This window comes from Pseudomonas sp. GM78, assembly GCF_000282475.1.
Classification (GTDB): domain Bacteria; phylum Pseudomonadota; class Gammaproteobacteria; order Pseudomonadales; family Pseudomonadaceae; genus Aquipseudomonas.
The window spans coordinates 1-23,287 of sequence record NZ_AKJF01000205.1 but is presented as its reverse complement, the minus strand read 5'-3'; the positions used below and the strand labels follow the sequence as shown (position 1 = coordinate 23,287).

The window sequence follows — 23,287 nt, the reverse complement described above, 5'->3', positions numbered from 1 at the left end:
GTGGTGGGGCAAAGCCTTTTGGTTCCTTTTTGGCGTTTGAAAAAGGGACTCGCCGTAAGGGCGAAACCATAAGTGGCCGTTACCGCAGCAATGGATATGCCCTCAATGCCTATACAACCCCATGCTTAAGTGAACAGTATTGGTCCTTTTCCTTGAACTTTTATCTTTCAGGAACACACGCATGAATCTTGGAATAGCAGGACGCTGGGCGCTGGTGTGCGCTGCCAGCAAAGGCCTGGGTAAAGCCTGCGCACAGGCTCTGGTCAGCGAAGGCGTGAACGTGGTGATCACCGCCCGGGGCGAGCACGCACTGAATGAAACAGCCCGTCATCTCAGGGCGATCAACCCTGAAGTGACGGTCATCGCCATCGCCGGTGACATCTCAACACCCGAGGGGCGTGCGGCAGCCCTCGCGGCCCATGGGCACTTCGATATCCTGATCAACAACGCCGGAGGCCCACCCCCCGGGGATTTCCGCGAATGGAACCGCGACGCCTGGCTCAAGGCACTGGATGCCAACATGCTCACCCCCATCGAGCTGATCAAGGCAACGGTGGACGGTATGGCGTCACGCGGTTTTGGCCGCATCATCAACATCACGTCCAGCGCGGTGAAGTCGCCGATCGAGAGCCTCGGCCTGTCCAATGGCGCGCGCAGCGGCCTGACGGGGTTTATCGCGGGGCTTGCCCGGCAAGAGAACCTTGCCAGTCGCAACGTGACGATCAACAACCTGCAACCAGGCTCATTCGACACCGACCGACTGCGTGACAACCTGGTCACCGCCGCTCATGAGTCGGGGCAGGACAGCGACGCATTCCTCGACGAATGCCGTCGCGAAATTCCGGCTAAACGGTTCGGCTCCCCCGAGGAGTTCGGTGCACTTTGCGCCTTCGTCTGCAGTAGCCATGCGGGCTACCTGACCGGGCAGAACCTGTTGATCGATGGCGGGGCTGTTCGTTCCAGCCAATAAACACGGCAGGCACAATGGGCGCGGATGGCAGCGATGCTTTCGCCATTCGCCCCCTGCGTCTCAGTTTTACCCCAGAGCGGCAAACCCCCGCTGCAAATCCTCAAGCAACGCCGCGACATCCTCAAGCCCGATGTGCAATCGCAGCACTGGATTCAACAGGCGATCAGCGGCGCTGTTGCGATCCTTCGTGTCAGCAACCGTTATCAGGCTTTCGTAGCCGCCCCAGGAAGCCCCCAGGCCGAACACTTGCAGCGCGTCGATAAAACGCTCGACACCGCTTGCGTCGGCATTATGCAACTCAAAGGACAGCAAACCGTTGCTGCCCTTGAAGTCCCGTCGCCACAGTGCGTGATTGTGGTGCTCAGGCAGCGCGGGGTGGAACACGCGCTTCACCTGGGGTTGCGCCTGCAGCCAATGAGCGATTTCCAGGGCCTGGCGTTCGTGAACCTCCAGGCGTGGCGCCAGGGTTCGTGCACCGCGCAGCACCAGATAGGCGTCGTCGGGGCTGACATTGATGCCGAAGGTGTCGCTCATGGATGCCAGCGGCTGCCAGACGTCTTGCCGGGTGCAAACGCTGCCCATGACCACATCACTGTGCCCGCACAGGTACTTGGTCAATGCCATGATCGAGATGTCCGCGCCCAGTGCCAGTGGCCGGTACAGGTAACCCGAGCCCCAGGTGTTGTCCACGGCCAGCAGGATGCCCCGTGGCTTGCACAGTGCGGCGATGGCCGGCAGATCGCCGAGTTCATACAGCAAGGAGCCGGGCACTTCGGTGTAGACCATCCTGGTGTTGGCTTGCAGTTGCGCTTGCAGGTCGCTGCCGTCAGGCGCGAAGTAGCTGACCTGGATGCCGAACGGCTCAAGCAGTTCACGGGCCAGGCGCCGTACAGGGGCGTACACCGCGTCGGTGATCAGCACATGATCGCCGGGCCGCAGGTAGGCCAGGAACGTTTGCGCCACCGCCGCCAGCCCGGTGCCGAACAGACGGGTACGGTAACCGCCCTCCAGCTCCGTCACCAGGTCTTCCAAGGCGAACGCCGTCGGGTTGCCCCGGGCGCCATAGCTCAGGACACGTTCGCTATCGCGCCGAGCGCGGGCGTCGCGCATTTGCGCCAGGTTGTCGAACAGTACCGTGCTCAAACGGCTGACCGGCACGTTGACGCCCCGACTGCCACTGCCCTTTTCGGTTCGCGCCGCGTGCACCAGTCGGGTACGGACCCGTGCACCATCGAGCGCTTGCGACTGCGCGCGCAGAGGCTTGAGGCTGGCGATTTCGTCTGCACTCATCTGCGCCAACAAGCCGATTTCCCAGGCCAGGTACTGACGCGCCGCCTCCTTGTTTCCGGCGTGACGATCATGGGTAAAGAACAGGAAGTCGATGCACTGGTCGTCGGGAGGTGTATTGGCACCCTCCTGCACGGCAAATCCCGCCGTACGCCAGGCATCGAGTCCACCGTCCAGCCAGCGGGCTTGCGTGCGCTGAGTGCCTGGCAACGCCTGCGCCGCGAAAGCCGCCAACCGCGGGTCATCGGCCAGCAACACCAAAGGTCGCGGCTCAGCGGCCACTTCATCGGCCAGCAGCGAACGGATCGACCAGCGCGAGCCGGCGATATGCGCCTTGCGGTAGCTCATGCTTGGGCGCAGATCAATCAGCGCCACCGCGTTATCCTTCAATGCGTCGCTCAGGGACTGCGCCGTGATCGATGGCAACGCGTCATACGTCACTCCATCAGCCACAGGCAACGCCAGGCCACTGCTCACCCCGCCCGCCAGCACGTAAGCCTCATGCCCCAGCTGCCGAAGCCAACTGGCAACGATCGGTGCCCGTACGCCATCGCTGTCGATCAACACCAGCCGCGCCTGGCGAACGCCGATGTACAGGTCGGTGGCCTGGATCAACTGTCCACCCGGTGTGTGTTGCGCTCCGGGCAGGCTGCCGGCGGCAAACTCTTCGGCGGTGCGCACATCACAGAGAAACAGGCTGCGTGCGGCCTCCCCGGCCCACTGCTCGACCTGAGCGGCCACAACGCTTTTCACCCCGACCTTTGCCGCAAGCTGTGACGCCGCGAGGCGCTGTTGAGGCAAGTTTGTCGATGACACCTCATCGGCATAACGACGGGTGCTGCCATGCTCCAGCTGGAAATCATCCAGATACCAGCCCTGTGTACCGTTTTCCAGGGCGTAGACCGGGTTTTTCACCCCCAGGTTGATCAGGGTCTGGGCGCCGATGATGCTGCGGGTTCGCCCTGCGCAATTGACCACGATCGGCGTGCTGTCGTCGGGCACCAGATCCTGTACGCGATAGCCCAGCTCGCCATTCGGACAGCAGACCGAACCGGGAATGGTCATTTTGCGGTATTCATCGAACGGCCGACCGTCCAATACTACCAGGGGCTCGCCGCTACGCTGCCATTGCGCTAGCTGTCGGGCGGTGACATGCGGCGTGTGACTGGCCTCCTCCACCAATTCTCCAAAGGCCTTGGACGGCACATGCACGCCGGCAAACAGCTGATACCCGGCAGCCTGCCAGCCATCGGCGCCACCCTCTAGCACCTGAACGCGACTGTATCCCAGTGCTTGAAGGCGCTCGGCGGACCGTGCCGCGACATCCCCGCCATTCTGGTCGTAGATCACCAGCCGCACCCGGAGGTTTGGCGCCAGACGCCGAACCTCCAGCTCCAGTCGGCTATAAGGCAGGTTGACTGCGAAAAACAGATGGGCTTCACCATACTGGCCGTGTTCGCGCACATCGAACAGGGCAATTTCCTGCCCGTCGAACAGCCATTGCTGCAATTGCCCCGGGGTTACGGTCTGGCTCATGGAAGTCCCGTCAGAAAAGAAATTATTCAAGCAGCGTGTGTAGGTCAGGCTTCAAGTGAACAGCACGGCGATCATGTGTAGGCCTTGATCGACGGCGCCATTTGCGAGGCGTTGTAATTGAGAATGCGCCCGTCAGCCTGGACACCGTAACGGCCATTGAGCGACTCCAGCGGCAGGCCATAGAGGTGAAAATGCAGGGTCGCCTGCTCGCCTTCGACACGTATGCCGTGCAGGTCTTCGCCCAGGAACGAGATCGACGTGCCGGGTTGCACGATCACTTCCTTTTCCAGATGCAAGGTGGTGAAACCAGGCTCGCGACCTTCGTCGTCACGGCGGTAGACGTAGTTGATCTCCTGGCCCTCGACAGCACTGATGATCGCCCAGGTTTCGTGGTTGTGGGGGATGGTGCTTTTGCCCGGCAACAACGAGTTAAGGTACAGCGTCGGCGTGTCGCCGTCATCATTCAGACGGTAGCGAAACGCAGTGCTGCCCTGCCCCGGCACCGGTGCAGGGAACGCGTCGAAATTGAACAGATCGCGGCGCTCGGCCAGGGTTTCGAGCAAGCCAACGATTTCCACCAGCGCGGCACGGTCGACGCCACGTTGATTGATGACGCGGATTTTCTTCAGGAAATCCTCGATGACGGCGGCACGGTTTTCGGTACTCATGAACAGGCTCCTCGGTATTAGACGGACAGGCTGTAGCGACCCAGGTTGGTCAGCAGATAAGGGTCGTTGGCGACGGCAGGACGGCGCCCCGGATCACCCAAGGCATGGCGCAGGAATTCCTGGGTGCGCTCACTGGTCGGGTGCTGGAAAATCTGTGCGGCGCTGCCGTGCTCGACGATCACGCCGTTTTCGGTGAAGTAGACGATGTCGCTGATCTCTTCGGCGAAGCGCATCTCGTGGGTGACCAGCACGCAGGTCATGCCCTCTTCGGTCAACTCGTGGATCACCGTCAGCACCTCGCCGACGGTTTCCGGATCCAGTGCCGAGGTCACTTCATCGAACAGGATCAGTTCCGGGCGCATCGCCAGTGCGCGGGCAATCGCTACTCGCTGTTGCTGGCCGCCGGACAGTTGTCCCGGATAGGCATCGGCCTTGTGCTCCATGCGCACTTTGGCCAGCAAGGCACGCGCTTCTTTCTCGGCCTCGATGCGGCTGCGTCCCAGCACCTTGCGTGGCGCAATCACCAGGTTCTCCAACACCGACAAGTGCGGAAACAGGTTGAACTGCTGGAAGACAAACCCCACACGCTTGCGCAACTCGATGCGCTGGGCTTCCAGGACCTGGGTGTGGACCTCGGTGGTGCCGACACGGATCGTGCCGCGCTGAGGTTGCAACAGCCCGGTGATGCAACGCAGGATCGTCGATTTACCGGAACCGGACGGGCCGATGATCGACACGGCCTGGCCGCGGTGCACGTCAAGGTCGATGCCCTTGAGCACCGGATTGCTGCCGAACGAAAGGTGCAGGTCGCGCAAGCTGACCAAGGGCGCGGCGACGGTTTCAGTAGAAGGCATAACGTCGCTCCAGGCGTTGGGTCAATCGGGAAATCGGGTAGCAGTAAGCGAAGAACAGCGCCAGCAGGCACAGGTAAATCAACACGGTGAAACCGGTCATGTTGACGGTGTTGCTGGCAATCTGGGCGGTGTCGATCACATCGTGCACGCCCACCAGGGAGGCCAGCGCCGTCCCCATGGTGATCACCGCGTACAGGTTCATCCACGGTGGCAACATGCGTTTGAAGCATTGCGGGAGGATGATCGAGCGGAAAATCTGCCCACGGGTAAAGGCCAGCGAACGGGCGGCCTCCCATTGGGTGCTGGGGATCGAAGCAATGGCGCCACGGAAGATTTCCGCGACGTTGGCACTCGCCGGCAAAGCCAGGCCAATCGTCACCTTGACCCAGTCCGGGAAGGGTACATAGGTGCTGCCGACCTTGATCTCGAACGGAAACACGTAGGTGGTGAAATAAATCAGTACCAGCCACGGCGCGTTGCGGAAGATCTGCACCCAGATCCGCGCCGGCAAGCGCAGGACGCGCAAGGGCGACAACGCCAGCGCCCCCACCAGCAAGCCCAGCACTGAACCCAGCGCGATGGCAACCAGGCTGATCAGAATGTTCTGGCCGAAACCTGCCGCCAGGACGGGCGACCACTGCAGCAGCGCATTGAGCACCGGGCTTTGCGGGGCGAAATACACCAGCCACAACCCGATACAGGCCAGCACTAGCAGCTTGCCGACGTGCCGGCGTGGCCAGGCCATCGACGCGGCCGCGGACGATTCAATGGCCATAGCCGGGCATCCTCAGGCGCGCTTCAAGGAAGCGCCCCACACAATTGACGATAAAACTCAGCAGGCCAAAAAAGCCCAGGATCAGGATCATCAGCTCCAGTACGTTGTCGCTCTGGGTCCAGATCATGATGGCCGCGTAGGTGATGTCGCCTACGGCAATGGCAGAGGCCACGGCCGTCATCTTCACCAGGTCGATCAGGTTGTTGATCAGCGACGGCAAGGCAAAGCGCAGGGCCAGCGGCAGTTGTACGTTCCACAACAACTGGCGGCCGTTGAACGCCAGGGAACTGGCCGCCTCCATGGTCACCGCCGGCACAGCCTCGATGCCGGCGCGCAAGGCCTCGGCGTGAAAGGCCCCCTTGTGCAGTGAAATCACGATCACCACCCACGCAAAGGGTGTCAGCGGATTGGCCGTGCCGACGGCCTGGGTCAACAGCATGTTCAGCACCAGGAACGCGCAATACAGCTGCACCAGCGTCGGGGTGTTGCGGGTGACTTCCACAAACACCCGCGCAGGTGTTGCCAACCAGGGCTTTCCTGAGGTCAGCATCGCCGCCAGCCCCACACCCGCGAGCAAACTGCCGACGATGGTGAACAGGCACAACAACACCGTGGTCAGCGCGCCCTGTTCCAGTGTTCCGCGTTGATAGGCGTCGAGCACAAAGCTGTAGTTCAGACCGAATCCGGCGGTCCAGTGAACGAACAATTCCAGCCACTGACTCATGCGGCCCCCTGCAAATATCGGCTCATGCACGACTTCCTTGAAAGACCGCCGAGTCCATCGACGGTCAGTTGAAACGATGAGGAGAACCGACTAGGCGCCGTTAGCCTGGAACTGCTTTTGCAGTTCCACCAAAGCCGGTGACGCGGGGGTGATGTGGTTGCGGGTCTGGGCTTCGATCAACCAGCCACTGCGGTGCAACTCTTTGACGATGGGGTCGAGCCGGGCCTGGGTATCGCGTTCGCCAGGCCGGGTCCAGATCACCGAAGGGGCCGGATTGAGTTCCGGGCTGAGCGCACGATAGCCCTGCCATTCGGCGTTGTCGGCAATCAGCGGGTTGATCAGCGTGGCGTCGTGAACTGCGGCTACGCAGTTATTGCCGCGCAGCGCGAGCAAGGATTCTGACGAGCTCTTGAAGCCCTTGATCTCAGCGCCCAACTCGGTGAGCGGCTTGATATAGCTGCTGCCCTGGGAGGTGCACACAGGCTGGTTTTTCAGATCCTCCCAACGGGCGATCTTGCTGTCTTTCAACACCGCTGCAGTTCCGCCTACACGGTAGAACGGAGTTGGCACAAACCCGAGGATCTCGCCGCGTTCGGCGGTCCATTCCATGTTGGCGATCAACAGATCCACTTTGCCCTGCTGCAAAAACTGCACGCGGTTGGCGGGCAATACCGGCACCAATTGCACCTCTGCACCCAGTTGCCGCCCCAGCTCATGGGCGAGGTCGACGTTCAGGCCGCGTGGTTTTTGGCTGGCGGGATCAATCCCGCCAAAGGGGCCGCCGGACAGCAAGACACCGACCACCAGTACATGGCGTTGTTCGATCTTGTCCAGGGTTGCATCAGCGTGTGCAGCGGTACTCGTCGCCAAGGAGATCAAGGCGCCCAATATCGCAGGCAGTAATCGTTTAACCGGTGAGCGTTCAAGCAACATGGATTTTTCCCCCAATGGATGATCGGCGTCCCCCGATCTACTGTGTGGGCATCCTAGGGAGTGTCATGGGGTAAACGGAAATTCAAATATCTAATATCGTTATAACTTGGTGTCGTTCGCTAACGCTATTTTGCCGAAATGCCCAGCAAATACGGTGCAAAACAGAGCTGAAATCTTAATGTCGACAAAAACACTTAAATAAATGTAATGTTTATGTTTGCCGTATTGATATAAAAACAGCTAGCGGGAACGGCCATGTCGACCTCACCTACCCTCGACCTCGAATTGCTGCGCACCTTTATTGCCGTGGTGGATCACCACAGCTTCGCGCAAGCGGGTGCGCAACTGGATCGCACCCAATCGTCGGTCACCCAGCACATGCAACGGCTGGAGCACTTGGTCGGGGTGAACCTGTTCGAGAAACGCGGGCGGCAAAAGCAGCTCACCGAAGCAGGCCTTCAGCTGCTGCGTCATGCCCGGCAAATGCTCTCGCTCAACGACGACGCACTCAACTCCCTGCGTGAAAGCAGCTTGAGCGGTGTGTTGCGCATCGGCTCACCCCATGACATAGCCGACACTATCCTGCCACCGATGCTTAGCCACATCGCCCGATCGGCCCCGCGCTTGCGACTGGAAATTGATGTCGGTCGCAGTCCGTTCCTGATGGATGATCTGCACCGTGGCAAGGTCGACATGGTGATCTCCACACGCGCCGATCCAACACTTGAAGGTTTTGCCTTGCGCACCTCCCCGGTGTGGTGGATTTGCTCGGCCCAATACATCCACACCCCGGGCGAGCCGCTGCCACTGATTCTCGTGGATGAACCGAGCATCTATCGCCGCTATGCACTGGAGGCACTTGAACGCGCCAACATTGCCTGGCGCCAGGCGTACCTGGCTTCGAACCTGATCGGCATCAAGGCCGCTACGCGGGCAGGCTTGGGCGTCACGCCCCGAAGCATGGAAATGCTCGGCCCGGACATGCGCGTGCTCGGTGAAAACGACGGCCTGCCACGACTGCCGGATGTGACCTATTACCTGTGGATCCGGCCCAACACCGTGAACCCGCTGGTACGCCGGGCCTATGAGTTGATCAGGAGCAGCCAGGGGTTGTAAGCGCTGCGGTGCGGCGATCCGAATGACCAGCGACCGCGCCCGAAAAACAAAGGCAAACAAGCTCCAAAAAACACCTTGCCGACCATACCCGTAAGGTATCGCCCACCACCAAAATGATATTAGACCCTGCCGCCCATCACACTTAGCCTGTGATTCGGCAGGGCCTGCCTGCGTGCAAAAAACTATAAAAATGCCTTACTGAATGGAGCAGTCATGAGCACTCATTATTCAATTCCCGAGTTGATCGATAGCACTCGAGTCAGCGCTTTTCAGTGGCGGGTTTTTGCCCTGTGTTTTTTCGTAGCCATCCTGGATGGGTTCGATACCCAAGCGATTGCATTCACCGGCCCCTCGATCACCCAGGCATTCGGACTTGGCGCAGGCGCTTTGGCGCCCATTCTGACCGCGGGGATTGTCGGCATGGTGCTTGGGGCAATGGCGCTAGGCTTGATGGGCGATAAATTCGGCCGACGACCCGCGATTATCGGGTCGGTAGCCCTGTTTGGCTGCGCCTCCCTGGCGACGGCATTTGCCCAGACCACCGAGCAGATCCTGGTGCTGCGCTTTATCGCCGGGCTAGGCATGGGCGGTGCGACACCTGTGGTCCTGTCACTCGCGGCCGAGTACGGCAGTGCAAGACAACGTGGCACGATCATGACCACGGTCCTGCTCGGTTTACCCGCAGGCGCCATTCTTGGCGGGCTGCTGGCGGCGAAGATGCTGCCCTCGATTGGTTGGCAAGGCATCTTCGCCGTCGGCGGTATCGTGCCGCTGGTGCTGTTGGTGGTCTTGATGTTCGCACTGCCGGAGTCGTTGTATTTCCTGACCAGGCAGCGGACTCCTGGCAGCGCTGAAAAGATCGGAAAAATTGTCGCCAGAATCACTAAAAATCCGACTCTCCCAGGCAGCACCTATAGCGTTCCGGAGGTCGATGTAAAAACCAGCGTGACCTCTTTGTTCACTGCCGGCCTGGCACGCAATACCTTTGGCATATGGACCATCTACCTTTTCAACTGGGTCGCATGGTTCATGTTCCTGTCCTGGTTGCCCACCGTGCTCAAGGCCACAGGGCTGCCGGCTGAACAGGCCCCCATGGGCACTGTCGCGGTCAACGCGGTGTTTGTCGTTTGTGCCATTCCACTGTCGATCATCTTGCCGAAAATCAACGTTCGGCTTTTGCTGCTGGCGTTGTTTGTCTTTGGTATTGCCCTGTGCCTGGGCCTGGCGAACAGCGGCACCCACTGGGCACTGGTGTTCACCCTCGCAGGTTTGGCAGGCTTGGGTATTGGCGGCCAGCAAATCGTCTTGAACTACATGGTCGCCCAGGCGTACCCCACGGCATTGCGGGCAACGGCAACCGGCTGGGCGATTGCACTGGGCCGGGTCGGGGCCATCATCGGATCGGCAAGCGGCGGCTGGTTTCTCGAGCACGGAGGTCCTGCCGGTTATTACTCAGCGCTGATCGTGCCGTTGGCGATTGCAGCGGCCGCACTCATGATCATCCGCACCCAACCCGATGCGCGGGCAAGCCAACCTGTGGCGGCGCATTGAACGGCGCCGCATTCGCCTGGACCCGCCCTTGAATATCACCAGAGAGAACCGACCTTGATCCGTTTAATCAAAGCCCCGCTGTGCCTGGCCATCCTGGCAACGTTCGTCACCCCCTCCAGTCAGGCCACCGAGCCGAATTGGGTCGATGGGGCGGTCGGCGCGGTCAACCAGGACGTCATCGACCTGCGCCACACCATCCACCAGCACCCGGAGCTGGGCAACCTGGAATTCAAGACCGCTGCCCTGGTTGCCGAACGACTCAAGGCAGCCAATATAGAAGTGCGCACCCAAGTCGGCAAAACCGGTGTGGTCGGGGTACTCAAAGGGGGACTGCCCGGGCCGGTGGTCGCCTTGCGTGCCGATATGGATGCGCTGCCGGTCAAGGAGATGACCGACCTGCCCTTCGCCAGCCAGGCCACCAGTACGCGCCTGGGTAAAAGCGTGCCGGTGATGCACGCTTGTGGACACGACACGCACACCGCCATGCTGCTGGGTGCCGCCAAGGTTTTGGCCGAGCATCGGGAGCAGGTCCGCGGGACGGTGGTCTTCCTGTTCCAGCCCGCCGAAGAAGGCGCCGCCGATGTCGACGAGTTCCAGTCCGATACGTTGATCGGCGCCCAAGCGATGATTCGCGACGGTGCACTCGATTCGCCCAAGGTCGAGGCGGTATTCGGCGTGCATGTGATGGCGGGTTATCCGACCGGGCATCTCTACTACAAATCCGGAACCGTGCTCAACAGCAGCGACTCGTTTCGTATCACAGTCCAGGGCCACCAGACTCACGGCTCCGCGCCCTGGAGCGGGGTCGATCCGATTGTCGCAAGCCAAGGCATCATCAGCGGTTTACAGACGTTGGTCAGCCGCCGGATCGACCTGACCAAGGGCATGGGCGTGATCAGTATCGGCACGCTCAATGCCGGATCGGCCGCCAATATCATTCCCGAGACGGTGGAGATGACCGGGACCATCCGGACCAACAACGCCGATATCCGCGAGACGATCCTGCAGAAAATGCCGCCTCTGGTCAGCGGCATCGCCAGTGCCTACGAAACCCAGGCCAAGCTGCTGCTGGTCAACAACGCCCCGGTGACCACCAATGATCCGGCGCTGACCGAGGCCATGGTGCCCGCGATGGAGCTGGCGGCGCCGGGCAAGGTGACGCGGCTGGATGCCTCCCTGTCGCCGAGCGAAGACTTCTCCTACTACGCGCAGAAGGTGCCCGGGCTGTTCGTGTTCCTTGGTGCGACGCCCGAGAACCAGGACATGGGCAAGGCGCCAAACAACCACAGCCCCTACTTCACTGCCGATGATGCAACGCTGGCGACCGGGGTGAAGGCGCATGTGCAGTTTGTCCTCAACTATCCAGGACAGCGCCAGGGCTGAAGGCCTTTGGATCGGGTGCGGTCAAGCGACCGCCACCCGCTCGGTGTTGCTGCTCACCTCGAACTGCCCCACCAGCTTCTGCAGTTTATTGGCATTGAGCCTGACCGTTTCGGCACTGTTTTGCAGCACTACAACGGTCTGGCGCATTTGTGTGGAGCAGTGATCGACCTTGCTGATCGTCTTGCCGTAGTCGAGGCTACGGGTGTTGAGCTGCTGGATGATCGCAAACATGCTTTCTACCGCTTGATGCAACTGCACGTTTTCCGAGGAGGCATCTTCGGCCAGGCGCAGGCTGTTATCGACGTCCTTGACGCCCTCCTCCATGAAGCTGACGGCTTTTTGCGTTTCGTTCTGCAGGCCTTCGACCATCTGCCGAATATCGTCGGCCGCGCGTGATGTGCGTGAGGCGAGGCTGCGTACCTCGTCGGCGACCACCGCAAAACCTCGCCCATGTTCACCTGCGCGCGCGGCCTCGATGGCCGCATTGAGCGCCAGCAGGTTGGTCTGGTTGGTGATGTCGCTGATCAGGCCGGTGATCTTGCCGATCTGCGTCATCCTGCTGTCGAGCAACTGCACGCTCGAAGACGAACGCTCGACCACGTCCCGAATCGATTGCGTGCCTTGCTGCACAGCCAGAAATTGCTCGCGGGCGCGGGTGACCACTTCATCCATCGCCTGCTTCATTTGTTCGGCACTGGCAGAAGCCTGCTGGATCTCGCCCAGTTGGTCTTCGACGATAATCATCATGCGATGCACCGCTTCGGCCACCTCGTCGGAGGTGATACTGGCTTGCTGGCTGCGCCCCAGCATCATCTGATTGGTGGTGCCAACGTTGCTGCTGGCCTTCACCACTTGCCCGACAACCGAGTCCAGGTTGTCAATGAAACTGTTGATCCAGCGCCCCATGTCGCCGGTCTCATCGTTGGCCATGCGCTTGATGTCCAGGCGCTGGCGCAGGTTGCCCTCGCCTTCGGCGATGGTCCTGATCACACTCGTCATCTCGTTCAACCTTGCCGCCAGGCGTTTGGGCCCGAGCCGGCTGAACAGGAGCGCGGCACCTGCCATGCTGGCAACCTCGACGGCATCGATCATGCCCTGGGCCAGGCCGCTGTAATGCTGGACCAGGACATTGCAGGCAAACAGCCCGGTCATGGTCGCGATGTAGGGTTTCATCAAGCCATGGCTGAGCGAGCGCCGGCGGTAGACTTCCTCCAGGTCGGCCTCACACATCATGCCCCAGCGATCAGGTGACCCCGGCAACTGGAAGGTAACGCCCTTGCCCACCACCGGAATGTGCCGGTAGTCCGAGTAACCGGGATAGGTCACGAACAGGTTGGAACCCTTGCGGATGGTCTCGCGTACGCCGGGGTGCAGTTGTTGCGTCGCCGGGTCGGTGAAGCGCAGCTCCAGCTCGGTGTGTCGCTGGATCTGCACGGTCTTCCAGGGGGTGTGTACACCGCTTTTCAGGTTTTCACCGTGGCTGAACGTGCCGTCCTCGAAACGTGAACGTGACAATGCGGTGCCGGGCTCGATGGCCGGATCGAAACGCGATTGCGCCATGAACAGATAGTTATCACCCGACTCGGCAAAGATGTGCCCGGCCTCGCGCTGGATGAGATCGCCCAATACGTCGTTGGGCACGCGACCGCAGAGGCAGCCCTGGACTTTTCCATCGCCCCTCAGGGGTTGATAGAACATCAGCGTGACTTCATCAAAGAAGCGCGAAGACGAGGGGCCGATTTGCAGGGTGAGTGGATCGCTGTAAGGGCCATGGAGAAACGGTGCCTTCAATCCCTCGGCCAATGCACGGGTTTGCTCGATCCGGGTTTTGCCGCGCCGGCTCCAGGTCGACACGATGACACTGCCGCTGGCGTCTACGACAAACAACTCCGAAAAATCTTCCGCCTGAGTGAGTTTGTCCATCAACGAAGTGCTGTCGAGGTGGGCGAAATCACGCCCCAGGTTCTCCGCCAGTTCCGCCAGGTGTTCCCATTGCTCGCGCGTCCAGTTCTGCAGCAACTGCACCCGGGTTTCAGCAATGGCTTCGAAGGTTTGCTCGATCACCGGGTAAGCCGCCCGATTGAGCCAGCACGACCAGCCCATCCGGATTTTTCCAGTATTGCCGAACCAGGGAAGCCAGCGCTTTTCACTGGCGGACAACGGCATGAAATTACTTGATAGCGACATCCACTTCGTCCATTGCGACACTTAGATGGCTATTCGATAGCAAATACCAGGCCAATTCGTGAGCAGGCTAACCATCTGCCCTGGCGTTGAGCGCGCTGCCGGGCGCGCGCCCCTCACCGGGTCATCTCACACTGTGCGTGCGCTGGTAGCAGGCTGGACAGACCTCGGGGTTGCGACGTCGGCTATTTCCCAGGCATCACGGGGTTCGTCCAGGTCGCGGTTGAGGGTTTCCGGTGTCTTGAACGTGGCGTAGAGGGTGATCAATGTCAGCAGCGTCAGGTAGCAGGCGATCGGCAGCCAGGCTTTGACACCGGCGCTGGCGTCGCCATCGTGGCTCGCCACGACCAGGGCAATGATGCCGGCACCGATCATCGGCGCAATGCCACCGGCGATCACGGCCGACACTTCCCGGGCGATCGACACCCCCATGTAGCGGTGACGCGAGCCGAACAGCTCAGGCAAGAGCGCCGCCTGGGTGCCGAACATGCCCCAGGTACCGATGCCCAGCGCGATGGAGATGGCTACGATGCTCGCCGCCACGTTGCCCAGGCTCAGCACCCACCACACCGGGAAGGCCAGTGCCAGTTGCAGCAGCGCGAAAGCGCGGTAGACCACGACACGACCGAAGCGATCGCTGAGTTTGCCGGCAATCGGCACGGTCATCGCGCCAAGGCTGGCGGCGCAGATAAGGGTCAGCACGCCCACCGGACCTTGCAGCCCCACCACCCCAACGATGTAGCTCACGGCCAGGGCCTGGTAAATCGATGACCCCCCGTTTTCCCCCAGGCGCAGGCCGATACCGACGAGCAACGTAGGCCTGGAGTGGGTCATGGCACTTTTCAGCGGGTTGACGCATACGCGCTTGAGCGCCTTGAGGCGGATGAAGGTCGGCGACTCCCTGAGCGACAGGCGCATGTACAGGCCCAATGCAACGATCACCACGCTGCTGTAGAACGGCAAACGCCACAGCCCGCTCTCGATGACGTTGTCATTGCCGCTGACCACCAGGAAATACACCAGCGCCGCGAGGATGGTGCCCAACTGGATGCCAAGGAACGGCAAGGCGGCGTAGAAACCGCGCCGGCCCTCGGGGGCGTACTCGGTCATCATCACCGCGGCACCGGCTTGTTCGGCACCGGCGCCCAGCCCCTGGAGCAGACGCAGGATCACCAGCAGTACCGGTGCCAGGTAGCCGACCTGATGGAAGGTTGGCAAGGCACCAATCAGGGTACTGGAAATGCCCATCAGCAGCACCGTCGACGCCAGCACGAACTTGCGCCCCACGCGGTCACCGATCATGCCGAACAGTACGCCGCCCAGCGGCCGTATCGCAAAGCCCAGGAAGTAGGTGCCGAAACTGGCGATCAGGCTCATGGCGCGGGTCTGTTCCGGAAAGAACAGCGGCCCGAAGATCAGCGCCGAGGCCAGGGTGTAAAGCGCGAAGTCGTAGTATTCCAGGGCACTGCCCAGGGAGCAGGCCCAGGCGGCACGGTGCAAGTCTTTCTTGCGCTCGCGGGCGTCGGGGGTCGAAGCGATGTCGGATGGAGAATGATCGTGAGTCATCTGGGTACCTCCAGGTGCCTTTACGGCATCTTGTTATTGACAGGTCGTTGGGGGGGCTTACAGTTTTAACCGCCGGATTTCCTGGAGCATGGCCTGCTCCATGATGTCGATAGGTGCCTCTTTACCGGTGTACAACTCGATTTGCCGACAAGCCTGGTGCACCAACATGCGGGTGCCGGCCACGGTGCTGCAACCCAGGGCCTTCGCTTGCAGCAACAGAGCGGTATGCACCGGCATGAACGCCACATCCATGACAATCAGGTGACTAGCCAGGCGACCGTCCAGCGGGTTGCTGTCCGGCTGTTTGAAGCCCACGGAAGTCGCGTTGATGACGATATCGAAGCTCTTGGCGGTGAACGCCTCAATGCTGCCGCCCCACCGGGCACCCAAATCCTCGGCGAGGGCGGTACCGCGTTCGATACTGCGGTTGAACACCGTGACCTCCCCCGCCGCTTGCAGGCAACCGTAGACCACCGCACGAGCAGCGCCGCCGGCACCGATCACGGCGATTCGCTTGTCGCGCAGCTCGGTGACTTCCTGCAGGGCGCGCACCGCGCCGAGGTAGTCGGTGTTGTAGCCGGTCAGTACCCCGTCGACGTTGTTGATGGTGTTGACCGCGCCAATCACCCGGGCGGATTCGTCGACCTTATCCAGGTAAGGCATCACTGCCGTTTTGTAGGGCATGGAGACGTTCATGCCGCGTACACCGAGGGCGCGAATTGCCGCCACGGCGGCAACTGGATCTTCGACGCCAAAACAGACAAAGGTGTAGTCCAGGCCCAGGGCGGCGTAGGCCGCGTTGTGGATCTTCGCCGAGAGCGAAAACGGCGACCCCATGATGGAGCCGCAGAGGGTTGGCAGGGATTGAGGCATGTTGGAGTCCTTGGCGGGTGAGTTAGACGACGCTGGTCAAGCCACCGTCGACGAAAAGGGTCTGGCCGTTGACGAAATCGGACGCGGGCGAAGCGAGGAAAACCGCCGCGCCACACAGCTCCTCGACATGGCCCCAGCGACCGGCGGGCGTGCGTTGCACCAGCCACTCGCAGAACGCCGGGTCGTCGACCAGCGCCTGGTTCAGCTCGGTCTGGAAATAGCCGGGGGCCAGTGCATTGATCTGCAGGCCTAGACCTGCCCAGTCGGCACACATGCCACGGGTGAGCATGCGCACGGCGCCCTTGCTGGCGGCATAGGGCGCGATGGAGCGCCGCGCCAGTTCGCTTTGCACTGAACCTACGTTGATGATCTTGCCGCGCCGGCGAGCGATCATGTGCCGGGCCACCGCCTGGGACACATTGAATACGCCGTCGAGGTTGGTGCTCATCAGCCGGTGCCAGTCTTGCGCACGGACGTCTTCTAGTGCCTGGCGATGCTGCAGCCCGGCGTTGTTGATCAGAATGTCGATCGGACCGAGGCGGTTTTCCAGCCCATCGATGGCTGTCGCGACGGCCTGGTGGTCGGTCACGTCGAACACTGCGTATTCGGCGTCCAGGCCTTCATCGCGTAACAGCGCGCAGGCGCTTTGGGCGCGTTCGGCATCGCGGCCATTGAGCACCACCCGGGCGCCCGCTTGTGCCAGCCCACGGGCCAGGGCCAGGCCGATGCCGCGCACTGAGCCGGTGATCAGCGCCCGACGCCGGTTCAGGCGAAAGTTATCGATCATGTGTGTCTCCCTGTGCTGGATTTACGAATGGGCCATGACGTCACTTTCAACCGCTACCGCCTGGGCGTGCCAATCGTTTATGGTGATGCCGTGATCACCGTTCGTGATCACCACGCACGCTTTAGCCAATGGGAGTGTTCAGTGGAACTCAAGCATCTGCGCGCCTTTACGGCCTTGGCCGAAGAGCTGCACTTTGGTCGCGCGGCGGCGCGCCTGCACATTGTCCAGCCAGCCTTGAGTGCGCAAATACGTGCCCTGGAAGACGATGTCGGGGCGCAGTTGTTCGAGCGTGACCGCCACCGGGTCGAGTTGACCGAAGAGGGAGCACTGTTTCTCCCCGAAGCCCTGGCGACCCTGCGCCAGGCCGGGCGTGCCCGTGAGGTGCTGCAGCAGGCCGCGGCCGGAGAGGTCGGGGTGTTGCGCCTGGCATTTGTGTCTTCGACGCTGTCGCACTTGTTGCCGGTGCTCGTGCGTACGCTGGAGGAGCGCTACCCGCGTATCGAACTGGAACTCAAGGACATGCCTTCGCTGCCGCAGGCCCGGGCCTTGCTGGACAACGCCCTGGATTTCGGCCTGGTACGCCTGCCCTTGAATCTGCCTGACGTGCACACACGCCTGCTCTTCGAGGAATCGCTGGTGGTGGCGCTGCCGCAGGACCACCCGTTGTGCGCCCAACGCCGTATAAAACCTCAGGATCTGCTCGGGTGTCCGATGCTGGTGCTGGCGCGCAAGTTCGCGCCCGGTTTGTATGACCAGATGCTCGCGGGTTTCCACCGACGCAAGATCACCCTGACGATTGCCCGGGAGATGGGCGAGTTCACCACCCAGTTGGCGTTGGTGGCCGCCGGCCTGGGCGTCGGCATCCTGCCAAGCGGTGCCGCATCGGCGCTGCCTATCGGTGTCGTGATCCGCCCGTTGGCGCTGGCCATGAGCGGAGCTGGCATTGGCGTGGCATGGACTGGTCTGGAAAACCCACGCAAGCGCGCACTGATGCAGGTGCTCGACGAACTCTATCCGGCGTCGGGTCCTGTACTTGCCTAGAGACTGCAGCAGTTGTCATCAAATGAAAAGAAAGTGTCGTCGACTGCGGGGTCGACGATCACGGAATGCGCGTAGAACACATCCGCGTATTTTTCTGATGTACCTGTTCCAGACCCTAATAATAATCCGTACAGGGATCGCATTTTATGCGTGTGAATTTGCCCGTAACCGACCATGAAAGACTATTCCCCGCCGAACAACGCCTGATCTCCACCACCGATCTCGACAGTCGAATCACTTACTGCAATGACGCGTTTGTCGACATCAGCGGTTTCACCTTCGACGAACTGGTCGGCCAGACGCATAACATGGTCCGCCACCCCGACATGCCGCCCGGGGTATTCGTTCACATGTGGCACACCATCAAGCAGGGCAAGCCCTGGATGGGCATTGTGAAAAATCGCGCGAAGAATGGTGATTATTATTGGGTCAGTGCCTACGTCACGCCCATGTATGAAAACGGCCGCCAGAGCGGTTACGAGTCGGTTCGCTCGGTGCCCACTCGCGACCAGGTGCGCAGGGCAAGCGCGCTCTATGCAAGGATGCGCGCTGGCAAGCCGATCGTCGCACTGAGCGCCCGGATTTTCCGGCCGCTGCAGCAGGGCTGGCCATTGCTGATGGCAACCACGGTTTCACTGCTGGCTGATCAGTGGCTGACCAAATCGGCGGCCCAGGGGGTGCTGGTGGTGAGCCTGGGCATTGCCTGGTTCCTGATCGTGTCCCGACAACGCAGCGCCATACAGCGCACCCTGGCCGAACATCCGAAAGCCTTTGCCGATCGGTTGGTAGCCCTCACCTACAGCGACAACCATGGCCCCCAGGGGCAACTGGACATGGCCATGCTCAGTGAGGAAGCTCGCTTGCAGACCGCCTTGAGCCGGCTCGTCGATGCCGGGGTCAGTGTAAAGTCCAAAGCGGCACAGTCATCCGAACTGTCCGGCTTGCAAGCGCAGGCGCTTGACCGCCAGCGCAGCGAAACCGATCAGTCTGCCGCCGCCATCTCGCAGATGGCGGCAACCAACCAGCAAGTCACTCAGAACGTCATCAGTACGGCGCATGCCGCCTGCGAGGCTGACCAGTTGACGAGGGATGGCAGCGAGTTGGCCGGGCAAAGCCTGCGCGCCATGGAGGCCATGAACACGGCCGTCAACGAAATCGGCCAGGCGGTCAATGCATTGGCGAGCGAGACGCAATCGATCGGCAGCGTCGTGGATGTCATCACATCGATTGCCGAACAGACCAACCTGCTGGCGCTCAATGCGGCCATCGAGGCGGCCCGGGCGGGTGAACAAGGTCGCGGTTTCGCCGTGGTGGCCGACGAGGTGCGATCCCTGGCCCAGCGCACCCGTACCTCTACCGAGCAAATCCACGGCATCATCGCTTCCCTGCAAATCGGTGCCGATCGCGCAGTGGCAACGGCGACCCGGGGTGAGCAGATTTCCCGCGACAGCATGCAGCGTGTCGAGGCGGTGCAGGCTGCCTTGGTCGGAATCAGCCAGGCCGTCAGCCGGATCACCGATATGAGCCAGCAGATGGCGTCGGCGTCGGAAGAGCAAAGTCATGTGACTGAGGATATCAATCAACAGATCACGCGCATTGCCCAACTGTGCGATCACAGTGCCGGGCAGGCCAAGCAAGGCGCGGCAATCAGCCAGGACCTTGAAGTCATGGCCGAGTACTTGCACAGCCTGGCCGAGCGTTTTAACCGATAACCCCAGGCACTGCGACGGGCTGGTTCAGACCGTCGCTTGTGCCCGGCATGAGGCTATGCGAATCCAAGGAACGACAGGACGACCGCGATAACCACCACCAATCCGACGATGTAGATAATGCTGTTCATCAGTCCACCTCTCAATCTGACAGGATTGAAAAACTCGGGTGCGACAACCACCAACTCATGCACCGTTGCTTGTCACTCCGTTCGACAACACAGATCGCGCATTGTCCCCATCAGGCGCAGCGGGGCTAATGGTTCGCGTGCTCCTGTCCTATGCTTCTATCCAGCCCACCACTTCGGACATCGCCATGCCTGCCGACGAATCCGCCCTCCTGCAAAGCTGGCACCACAACGCCCACGCCTGGATCGAAGCCGTGCGCACCGGCGCCATTGAAAGCCGTCTCAAGGTCACCGACCAGGCCATCCTGCTGGCGATACTGGGCCGCCAGCCCGAACGCGTGCTCGACCTCGGCTGTGGCGAGGGCTGGCTGTTGCGGGCACTGGCGGAACGTGGCATCGAGGCCGTCGGCGTGGATGGCGATGCGACGCTGGTCGAGGCGGCGCGGGCGGCGGGCGCCTCATCGGTGTACCTGGCCAGCTATGAAGAGCTGGCAGAGGCCAAAGTGCAGATCGGCAATGACTACAACCTGATCTGCGCCAACTTCGCCTTGCTGCACCAGGACATCATCCCGTTGCTCGCGGCCATGAACGCTCTGCTCGCCCCCGGCGGCGCGCTGGTGATCCAGACTCTGTATCCGTGGACCGCGGCCGCGGGTGACTATCAGGATGGCTGGCGGGAAGAGACCTTCGCCGGGTTCGAGGGGCAGTGGCAACCGATGCCGTGGTACCTGCGCACCCTGTCCAGTTGGTTCAATGCGCTGGACATGGCCGGTTTTCGGCTGGTTGGCCTGCAGGAGCCACAGCATCCGCAAAGCCCTGTGCCGCAGTCGTTGCTGTTGGTGGCCGAGCGGCGGGATGGTTCGATATAGAGTATTTTTTCCATGCAGGTGCATGTTAGGCGCCAACAAACGAAGGCAGCCGAAGGACTCACGCAATGTTCAAGCGATAATGGCGGAAGGTAGCCGGAGTCGAACCTGCCCGGGAACGGATGCCGTCCCCAACCGGGTTTGAAGCCCGGCCGCGCCACCGGGCGCGATTACCTTCCTTGAAACAAACCCTGGGTCAATCTCGCGATCTGCGTGCCAGGGCGTTGTCCGCGCGGATCTGGCGTCGATCGCCCACGCGGCGGGTCAGGCCGAGCCGGTCGAAGTACTCGAGGATCTGGATACTGCGCTTGCGCCCCAGGCCCACTGCGTCGCGAAATGCCGCTACCTCGATCACCGGATTGTCATCGGCCAGTTGCAACAGCATAGCCGCCAGGCGACGGATCATCGTGTCGGTGTAGAACAGATCACGGACCACTGCGTGCAACAAACCCAGCCTTGCCATTTTACGCAGCAGAGCGCGCACCGTGGCTTCGTCATGCCCCAGATCGCGCACCCAGGGCGGGTCGAACCCGGCGGCGTCGAACCGCGGCTGCAATTTTTGCCACAGGGCTTGCTCCTCGTCGCTCAGGCGCACCTGATGCCCCGGCAGGTGTAGCCACGGCCCACTGGCCACGATGCGTCCGTTGGCCAGCAACTGCTCGAGCAGGCTGATGAATACCGGGCGATCCAGAGTGCTGCCGGCGAATCGGCACAGGCGATCGCGGTCCGGGCCCATGTGGTCCGGTTCCTGTTCATGGAAGCGCGCCAGGTGTTGCTGCAACTCATCCTGCAAGGCCTGCCAGCGGCTGGCGCTGAACAGGACGGGTGCCTGGCGGGTTTCGATCAGGCGTATGTCGCCGGGCAGTACCCAGGTATCGCGCGGGCGGTTGAACTGGCGTTCAAGCTGTTGCGGATCGAGCCCGCTGTCGCTGTTGGCCAGCAATCCTGGAAGCACGTCTTCCAGGCGAGTGCTCGCGGCCAATGCCACAAGCTGAGCCAATCGCTCGGGGCTGCGGCGGTGGCGGCTGGGCGCAAAGGGGTCGAGGACCTTGCCGCCGCCGAGGGTGCGCTGGGCGCTCTGGTCCCGCAGGATCAACCGGTCGCCCAGCACCGCCTGCACCGGTGCATTGACCAGCAGTTGCGCGAACATCCGCTGCCCCGGCGCCAGGCTGGAACCCTCCAGCAAGGCCACCCGCCCGGTGACGTCCCGTGTCCCCAGGTGCACGTGCACAGGTTCGAAGTGCTCGAAGGCGCGCGATTCGCCGGGTAATAGCTGCAGGTCGATGTCCAGGCGCTGGGTGGGTGCGTGCAGCCACGGGGCCGACAACCACTGGCCGCGGTGGATCTGTGACAGCGCCAGGCGCTCGGCACTCAGGTTCAACGCGACCCGCTGCCCAGCCACCGCCACGTTGGCCGGCTGATTCTGCGCGTGCAGGCCGCGAACCCGCACGGTTTTGCCAAGAGGGCCAAGCACCAGGGAGTCGCCCACCGTGACCTGGCCGGACAGCGCCGTGCCGGTCACCACGATGCCCGCACCGGGGACACTGAACGCACGATCGATGGCCAGGCGAAAACCGCCATCCTGACTGCGCTGCCGCACTTCGGACTGGGCCATGAGCAGCGCTTGACGCAAGGTCTGCACGCCCTCCCCGGTCACGCTCGACAACGCAATCAGCGGCGCCTCGGCGTAAGAACCCGGCGCCAGCAACGTTGCAATCTGCTCACGCACAGCCTGCACTCTGGAGGGCTCGACCCGGTCACACTTGGTGATCGCCACGATGGCGCGGGGAATACCCAGCAACTCGACGATGGCCAGGTGTTCCCGGGTCTGCGGCATCACGCCGTCATCGGCGGCCACCACCAGCAGCACCAGGTCGATGCCGTGTGCTCCGGCGAGCATGTTGTGGGTGAAGCGCTCATGCCCCGGCACATCGATAAAACCGGTCAGGGCCGCGCCGGGCTCCAGTGCGGTGTAAAGGTAACCAAGGTCGATGGTCATGCCGCGTTCGCGCTCCTCGCGACGCCGATCACCGGCCTGCCCGGTCAGCGCCTCCAGCAACGCCGTCTTGCCGTGGTCGATGTGCCCGGCGGTGCCGACGATCACCTTACGTCACCTGCAATTGATCGAGCTGCGCCAGCCACGCCGGTTCGTCGTCCAGTTGCCGCACATCGAGCCACAACGCATCGTCATCGATACGCCCCAGCACCGGTATCGGCAAGGCGCGAAGGGCCTGTTCCAGATTCAACAGCCAACGCCCGCGTTGACGCTTGGAGGTATTGGCCCGCAGGCATAACGCGGCACTCGGCAAGCGTGCCACCGGCTGGGTGCCACTGCC

General features: G+C 61.9%; 19 protein-coding genes, 1 tRNA gene and 2 pseudogenes. 9 read left to right on the top strand and 13 right to left on the bottom strand.

Annotated features, from left to right (window positions below):
• A partial coding sequence (locus PMI35_RS35565) for a hypothetical protein (protein ID WP_238543211.1) occupies positions 1 to 185 on the top strand: 185 nt, incomplete at its 5' end.
• Complete coding sequence (locus PMI35_RS03080) at positions 182 to 970, top strand: SDR family oxidoreductase (RefSeq protein ID WP_008065553.1); 789 nt, start codon at positions 182 to 184, stop codon at positions 968 to 970. The genes PMI35_RS35565 and PMI35_RS03080, both read left to right, overlap by 4 nt.
• Positions 971 to 1,036: 66 nt before the next feature.
• Here the strand turns inward: PMI35_RS03080 and metC are convergent, their stop codons facing one another.
• The 6 genes from metC to PMI35_RS03110 all read right to left on the bottom strand — a co-directional run bounded on the left by metC (position 1,037) and on the right by PMI35_RS03110 (position 7,747).
• Positions 1,037 to 3,793 carry a cystathionine beta-lyase gene (gene metC / locus PMI35_RS03085; RefSeq protein ID WP_008065550.1) on the bottom strand — a complete coding sequence of 919 codons (2,757 nt, stop codon included), beginning with the start codon at positions 3,791 to 3,793 and terminating at the stop codon, positions 1,037 to 1,039.
• 71 nt (positions 3,794 to 3,864) lie between these two features.
• On the bottom strand, positions 3,865 to 4,461 hold the full coding sequence (locus tag PMI35_RS03090; protein WP_008065547.1) for a hypothetical protein: 597 nt from the start codon (positions 4,459 to 4,461) through the stop codon (positions 3,865 to 3,867).
• 17 nt (positions 4,462 to 4,478) lie between these two features.
• On the bottom strand, positions 4,479 to 5,315 hold the full coding sequence (locus PMI35_RS03095) for an amino acid ABC transporter ATP-binding protein (protein WP_008065545.1): 837 nt from the start codon (positions 5,313 to 5,315) through the stop codon (positions 4,479 to 4,481).
• Positions 5,302 to 6,090 carry an amino acid ABC transporter permease gene (locus tag PMI35_RS03100; RefSeq protein ID WP_008065543.1) on the bottom strand — a complete coding sequence of 263 codons (789 nt, stop codon included), beginning with the start codon at positions 6,088 to 6,090 and terminating at the stop codon, positions 5,302 to 5,304. The genes PMI35_RS03095 and PMI35_RS03100 overlap by 14 nt, the downstream gene beginning before the upstream one ends.
• Entirely contained in the window at positions 6,080 to 6,814 is a 735-nt protein-coding gene (locus tag PMI35_RS03105; protein WP_008065541.1) for an amino acid ABC transporter permease, read from the bottom strand. Before PMI35_RS03105 ends, PMI35_RS03100 begins: the two co-directional genes overlap by 11 nt.
• 90 nt (positions 6,815 to 6,904) lie before the next feature.
• Complete coding sequence (locus PMI35_RS03110; RefSeq protein ID WP_008065539.1) at positions 6,905 to 7,747, bottom strand: transporter substrate-binding domain-containing protein; 843 nt, start codon at positions 7,745 to 7,747, stop codon at positions 6,905 to 6,907.
• A gap of 255 nt (positions 7,748 to 8,002) precedes the next feature.
• Here PMI35_RS03110 and PMI35_RS03115 point away from each other — a divergent pair, with 255 nt between their 5' ends.
• The 3 genes from PMI35_RS03115 (at position 8,003) to PMI35_RS03125 (ending at position 11,797) form a co-directional block, all read left to right on the top strand.
• Positions 8,003 to 8,863 carry a LysR substrate-binding domain-containing protein gene (locus tag PMI35_RS03115; RefSeq protein WP_008065538.1) on the top strand — a complete coding sequence of 287 codons (861 nt, stop codon included), beginning with the start codon at positions 8,003 to 8,005 and terminating at the stop codon, positions 8,861 to 8,863.
• Between the two features lie 213 nt (positions 8,864 to 9,076).
• Entirely contained in the window at positions 9,077 to 10,414 is a 1,338-nt protein-coding gene (locus PMI35_RS03120; protein ID WP_008065537.1) for an MFS transporter, read from the top strand.
• 54 nt (positions 10,415 to 10,468) lie between these two features.
• A complete protein-coding gene (locus PMI35_RS03125) occupies positions 10,469 to 11,797 on the top strand; it encodes an amidohydrolase (RefSeq protein ID WP_008065536.1) in 1,329 nt (442 codons plus the stop codon).
• A gap of 21 nt (positions 11,798 to 11,818) precedes the next feature.
• On the opposite strand, the gene PMI35_RS36030 is transcribed toward PMI35_RS03125, so the two are convergent.
• The 4 genes from PMI35_RS36030 to PMI35_RS03145 all read right to left on the bottom strand — a co-directional run bounded on the left by PMI35_RS36030 (position 11,819) and on the right by PMI35_RS03145 (position 17,207).
• Positions 11,819 to 12,469 (bottom strand): methyl-accepting chemotaxis protein, encoded by a 651-nt coding sequence (locus PMI35_RS36030; RefSeq protein ID WP_443217078.1) that lies wholly within the window; start codon positions 12,467 to 12,469, stop codon positions 11,819 to 11,821.
• 1,641 nt (positions 12,470 to 14,110) lie between these two features.
• Positions 14,111 to 15,547, bottom strand: coding sequence for an MFS transporter (locus PMI35_RS03135; protein ID WP_008065534.1), 1,437 nt, complete (start codon positions 15,545 to 15,547; stop codon positions 14,111 to 14,113).
• Positions 15,548 to 15,604: 57 nt separating this feature from the next.
• The gene (gene aroE / locus PMI35_RS03140) at positions 15,605 to 16,420 is read right to left on the bottom strand and encodes a shikimate dehydrogenase (protein ID WP_008065533.1); all 816 of its coding nucleotides are present in this window, start codon (positions 16,418 to 16,420) and stop codon (positions 15,605 to 15,607) included.
• A gap of 22 nt (positions 16,421 to 16,442) precedes the next feature.
• Positions 16,443 to 17,207, bottom strand: a complete 765-nt coding sequence (locus PMI35_RS03145) for an SDR family oxidoreductase (protein ID WP_008065532.1) — start codon at positions 17,205 to 17,207, stop codon at positions 16,443 to 16,445.
• Between the two features lie 141 nt (positions 17,208 to 17,348).
• On the opposite strand from PMI35_RS03145, the gene PMI35_RS03150 reads away from it, so the two are divergent.
• The 4 genes and pseudogenes from PMI35_RS03150 (at position 17,349) to PMI35_RS03160 (ending at position 20,954) form a co-directional block, all read left to right on the top strand.
• Positions 17,349 to 18,248 carry a LysR substrate-binding domain-containing protein gene (locus PMI35_RS03150; RefSeq protein WP_032832122.1) on the top strand — a complete coding sequence of 300 codons (900 nt, stop codon included), beginning with the start codon at positions 17,349 to 17,351 and terminating at the stop codon, positions 18,246 to 18,248.
• Positions 18,249 to 18,394: 146 nt separating this feature from the next.
• Positions 18,395 to 18,673: pseudogene (locus PMI35_RS36025) on the top strand (PAS domain-containing protein); the annotation flags it as partial.
• Between the two features lie 24 nt (positions 18,674 to 18,697).
• Positions 18,698 to 19,960: a methyl-accepting chemotaxis protein gene (locus tag PMI35_RS03155; RefSeq protein ID WP_443217077.1), complete on the top strand. Its 1,263-nt coding sequence runs from the start codon at positions 18,698 to 18,700 to the stop codon at positions 19,958 to 19,960.
• 313 nt (positions 19,961 to 20,273) lie between these two features.
• Positions 20,274 to 20,954 (top strand): class I SAM-dependent methyltransferase, encoded by a 681-nt coding sequence (locus tag PMI35_RS03160; RefSeq protein WP_032832121.1) that lies wholly within the window; start codon positions 20,274 to 20,276, stop codon positions 20,952 to 20,954.
• Positions 20,955 to 21,034: 80 nt separating this feature from the next.
• On the opposite strand, the gene PMI35_RS0133120 is transcribed toward PMI35_RS03160, so the two are convergent.
• From PMI35_RS0133120 to PMI35_RS03170, 3 genes and pseudogenes are all read right to left on the bottom strand, one after another.
• A tRNA-Sec gene (locus PMI35_RS0133120) sits at positions 21,035 to 21,130 on the bottom strand.
• A gap of 17 nt (positions 21,131 to 21,147) precedes the next feature.
• The gene (gene selB, locus PMI35_RS03165) at positions 21,148 to 23,055 is read right to left on the bottom strand and encodes a selenocysteine-specific translation elongation factor (protein ID WP_008065518.1); all 1,908 of its coding nucleotides are present in this window, start codon (positions 23,053 to 23,055) and stop codon (positions 21,148 to 21,150) included.
• Between the two features lies 1 nt (position 23,056).
• Positions 23,057 to 23,287, bottom strand: a pseudogene (locus PMI35_RS03170) (L-seryl-tRNA(Sec) selenium transferase); the annotation flags it as partial.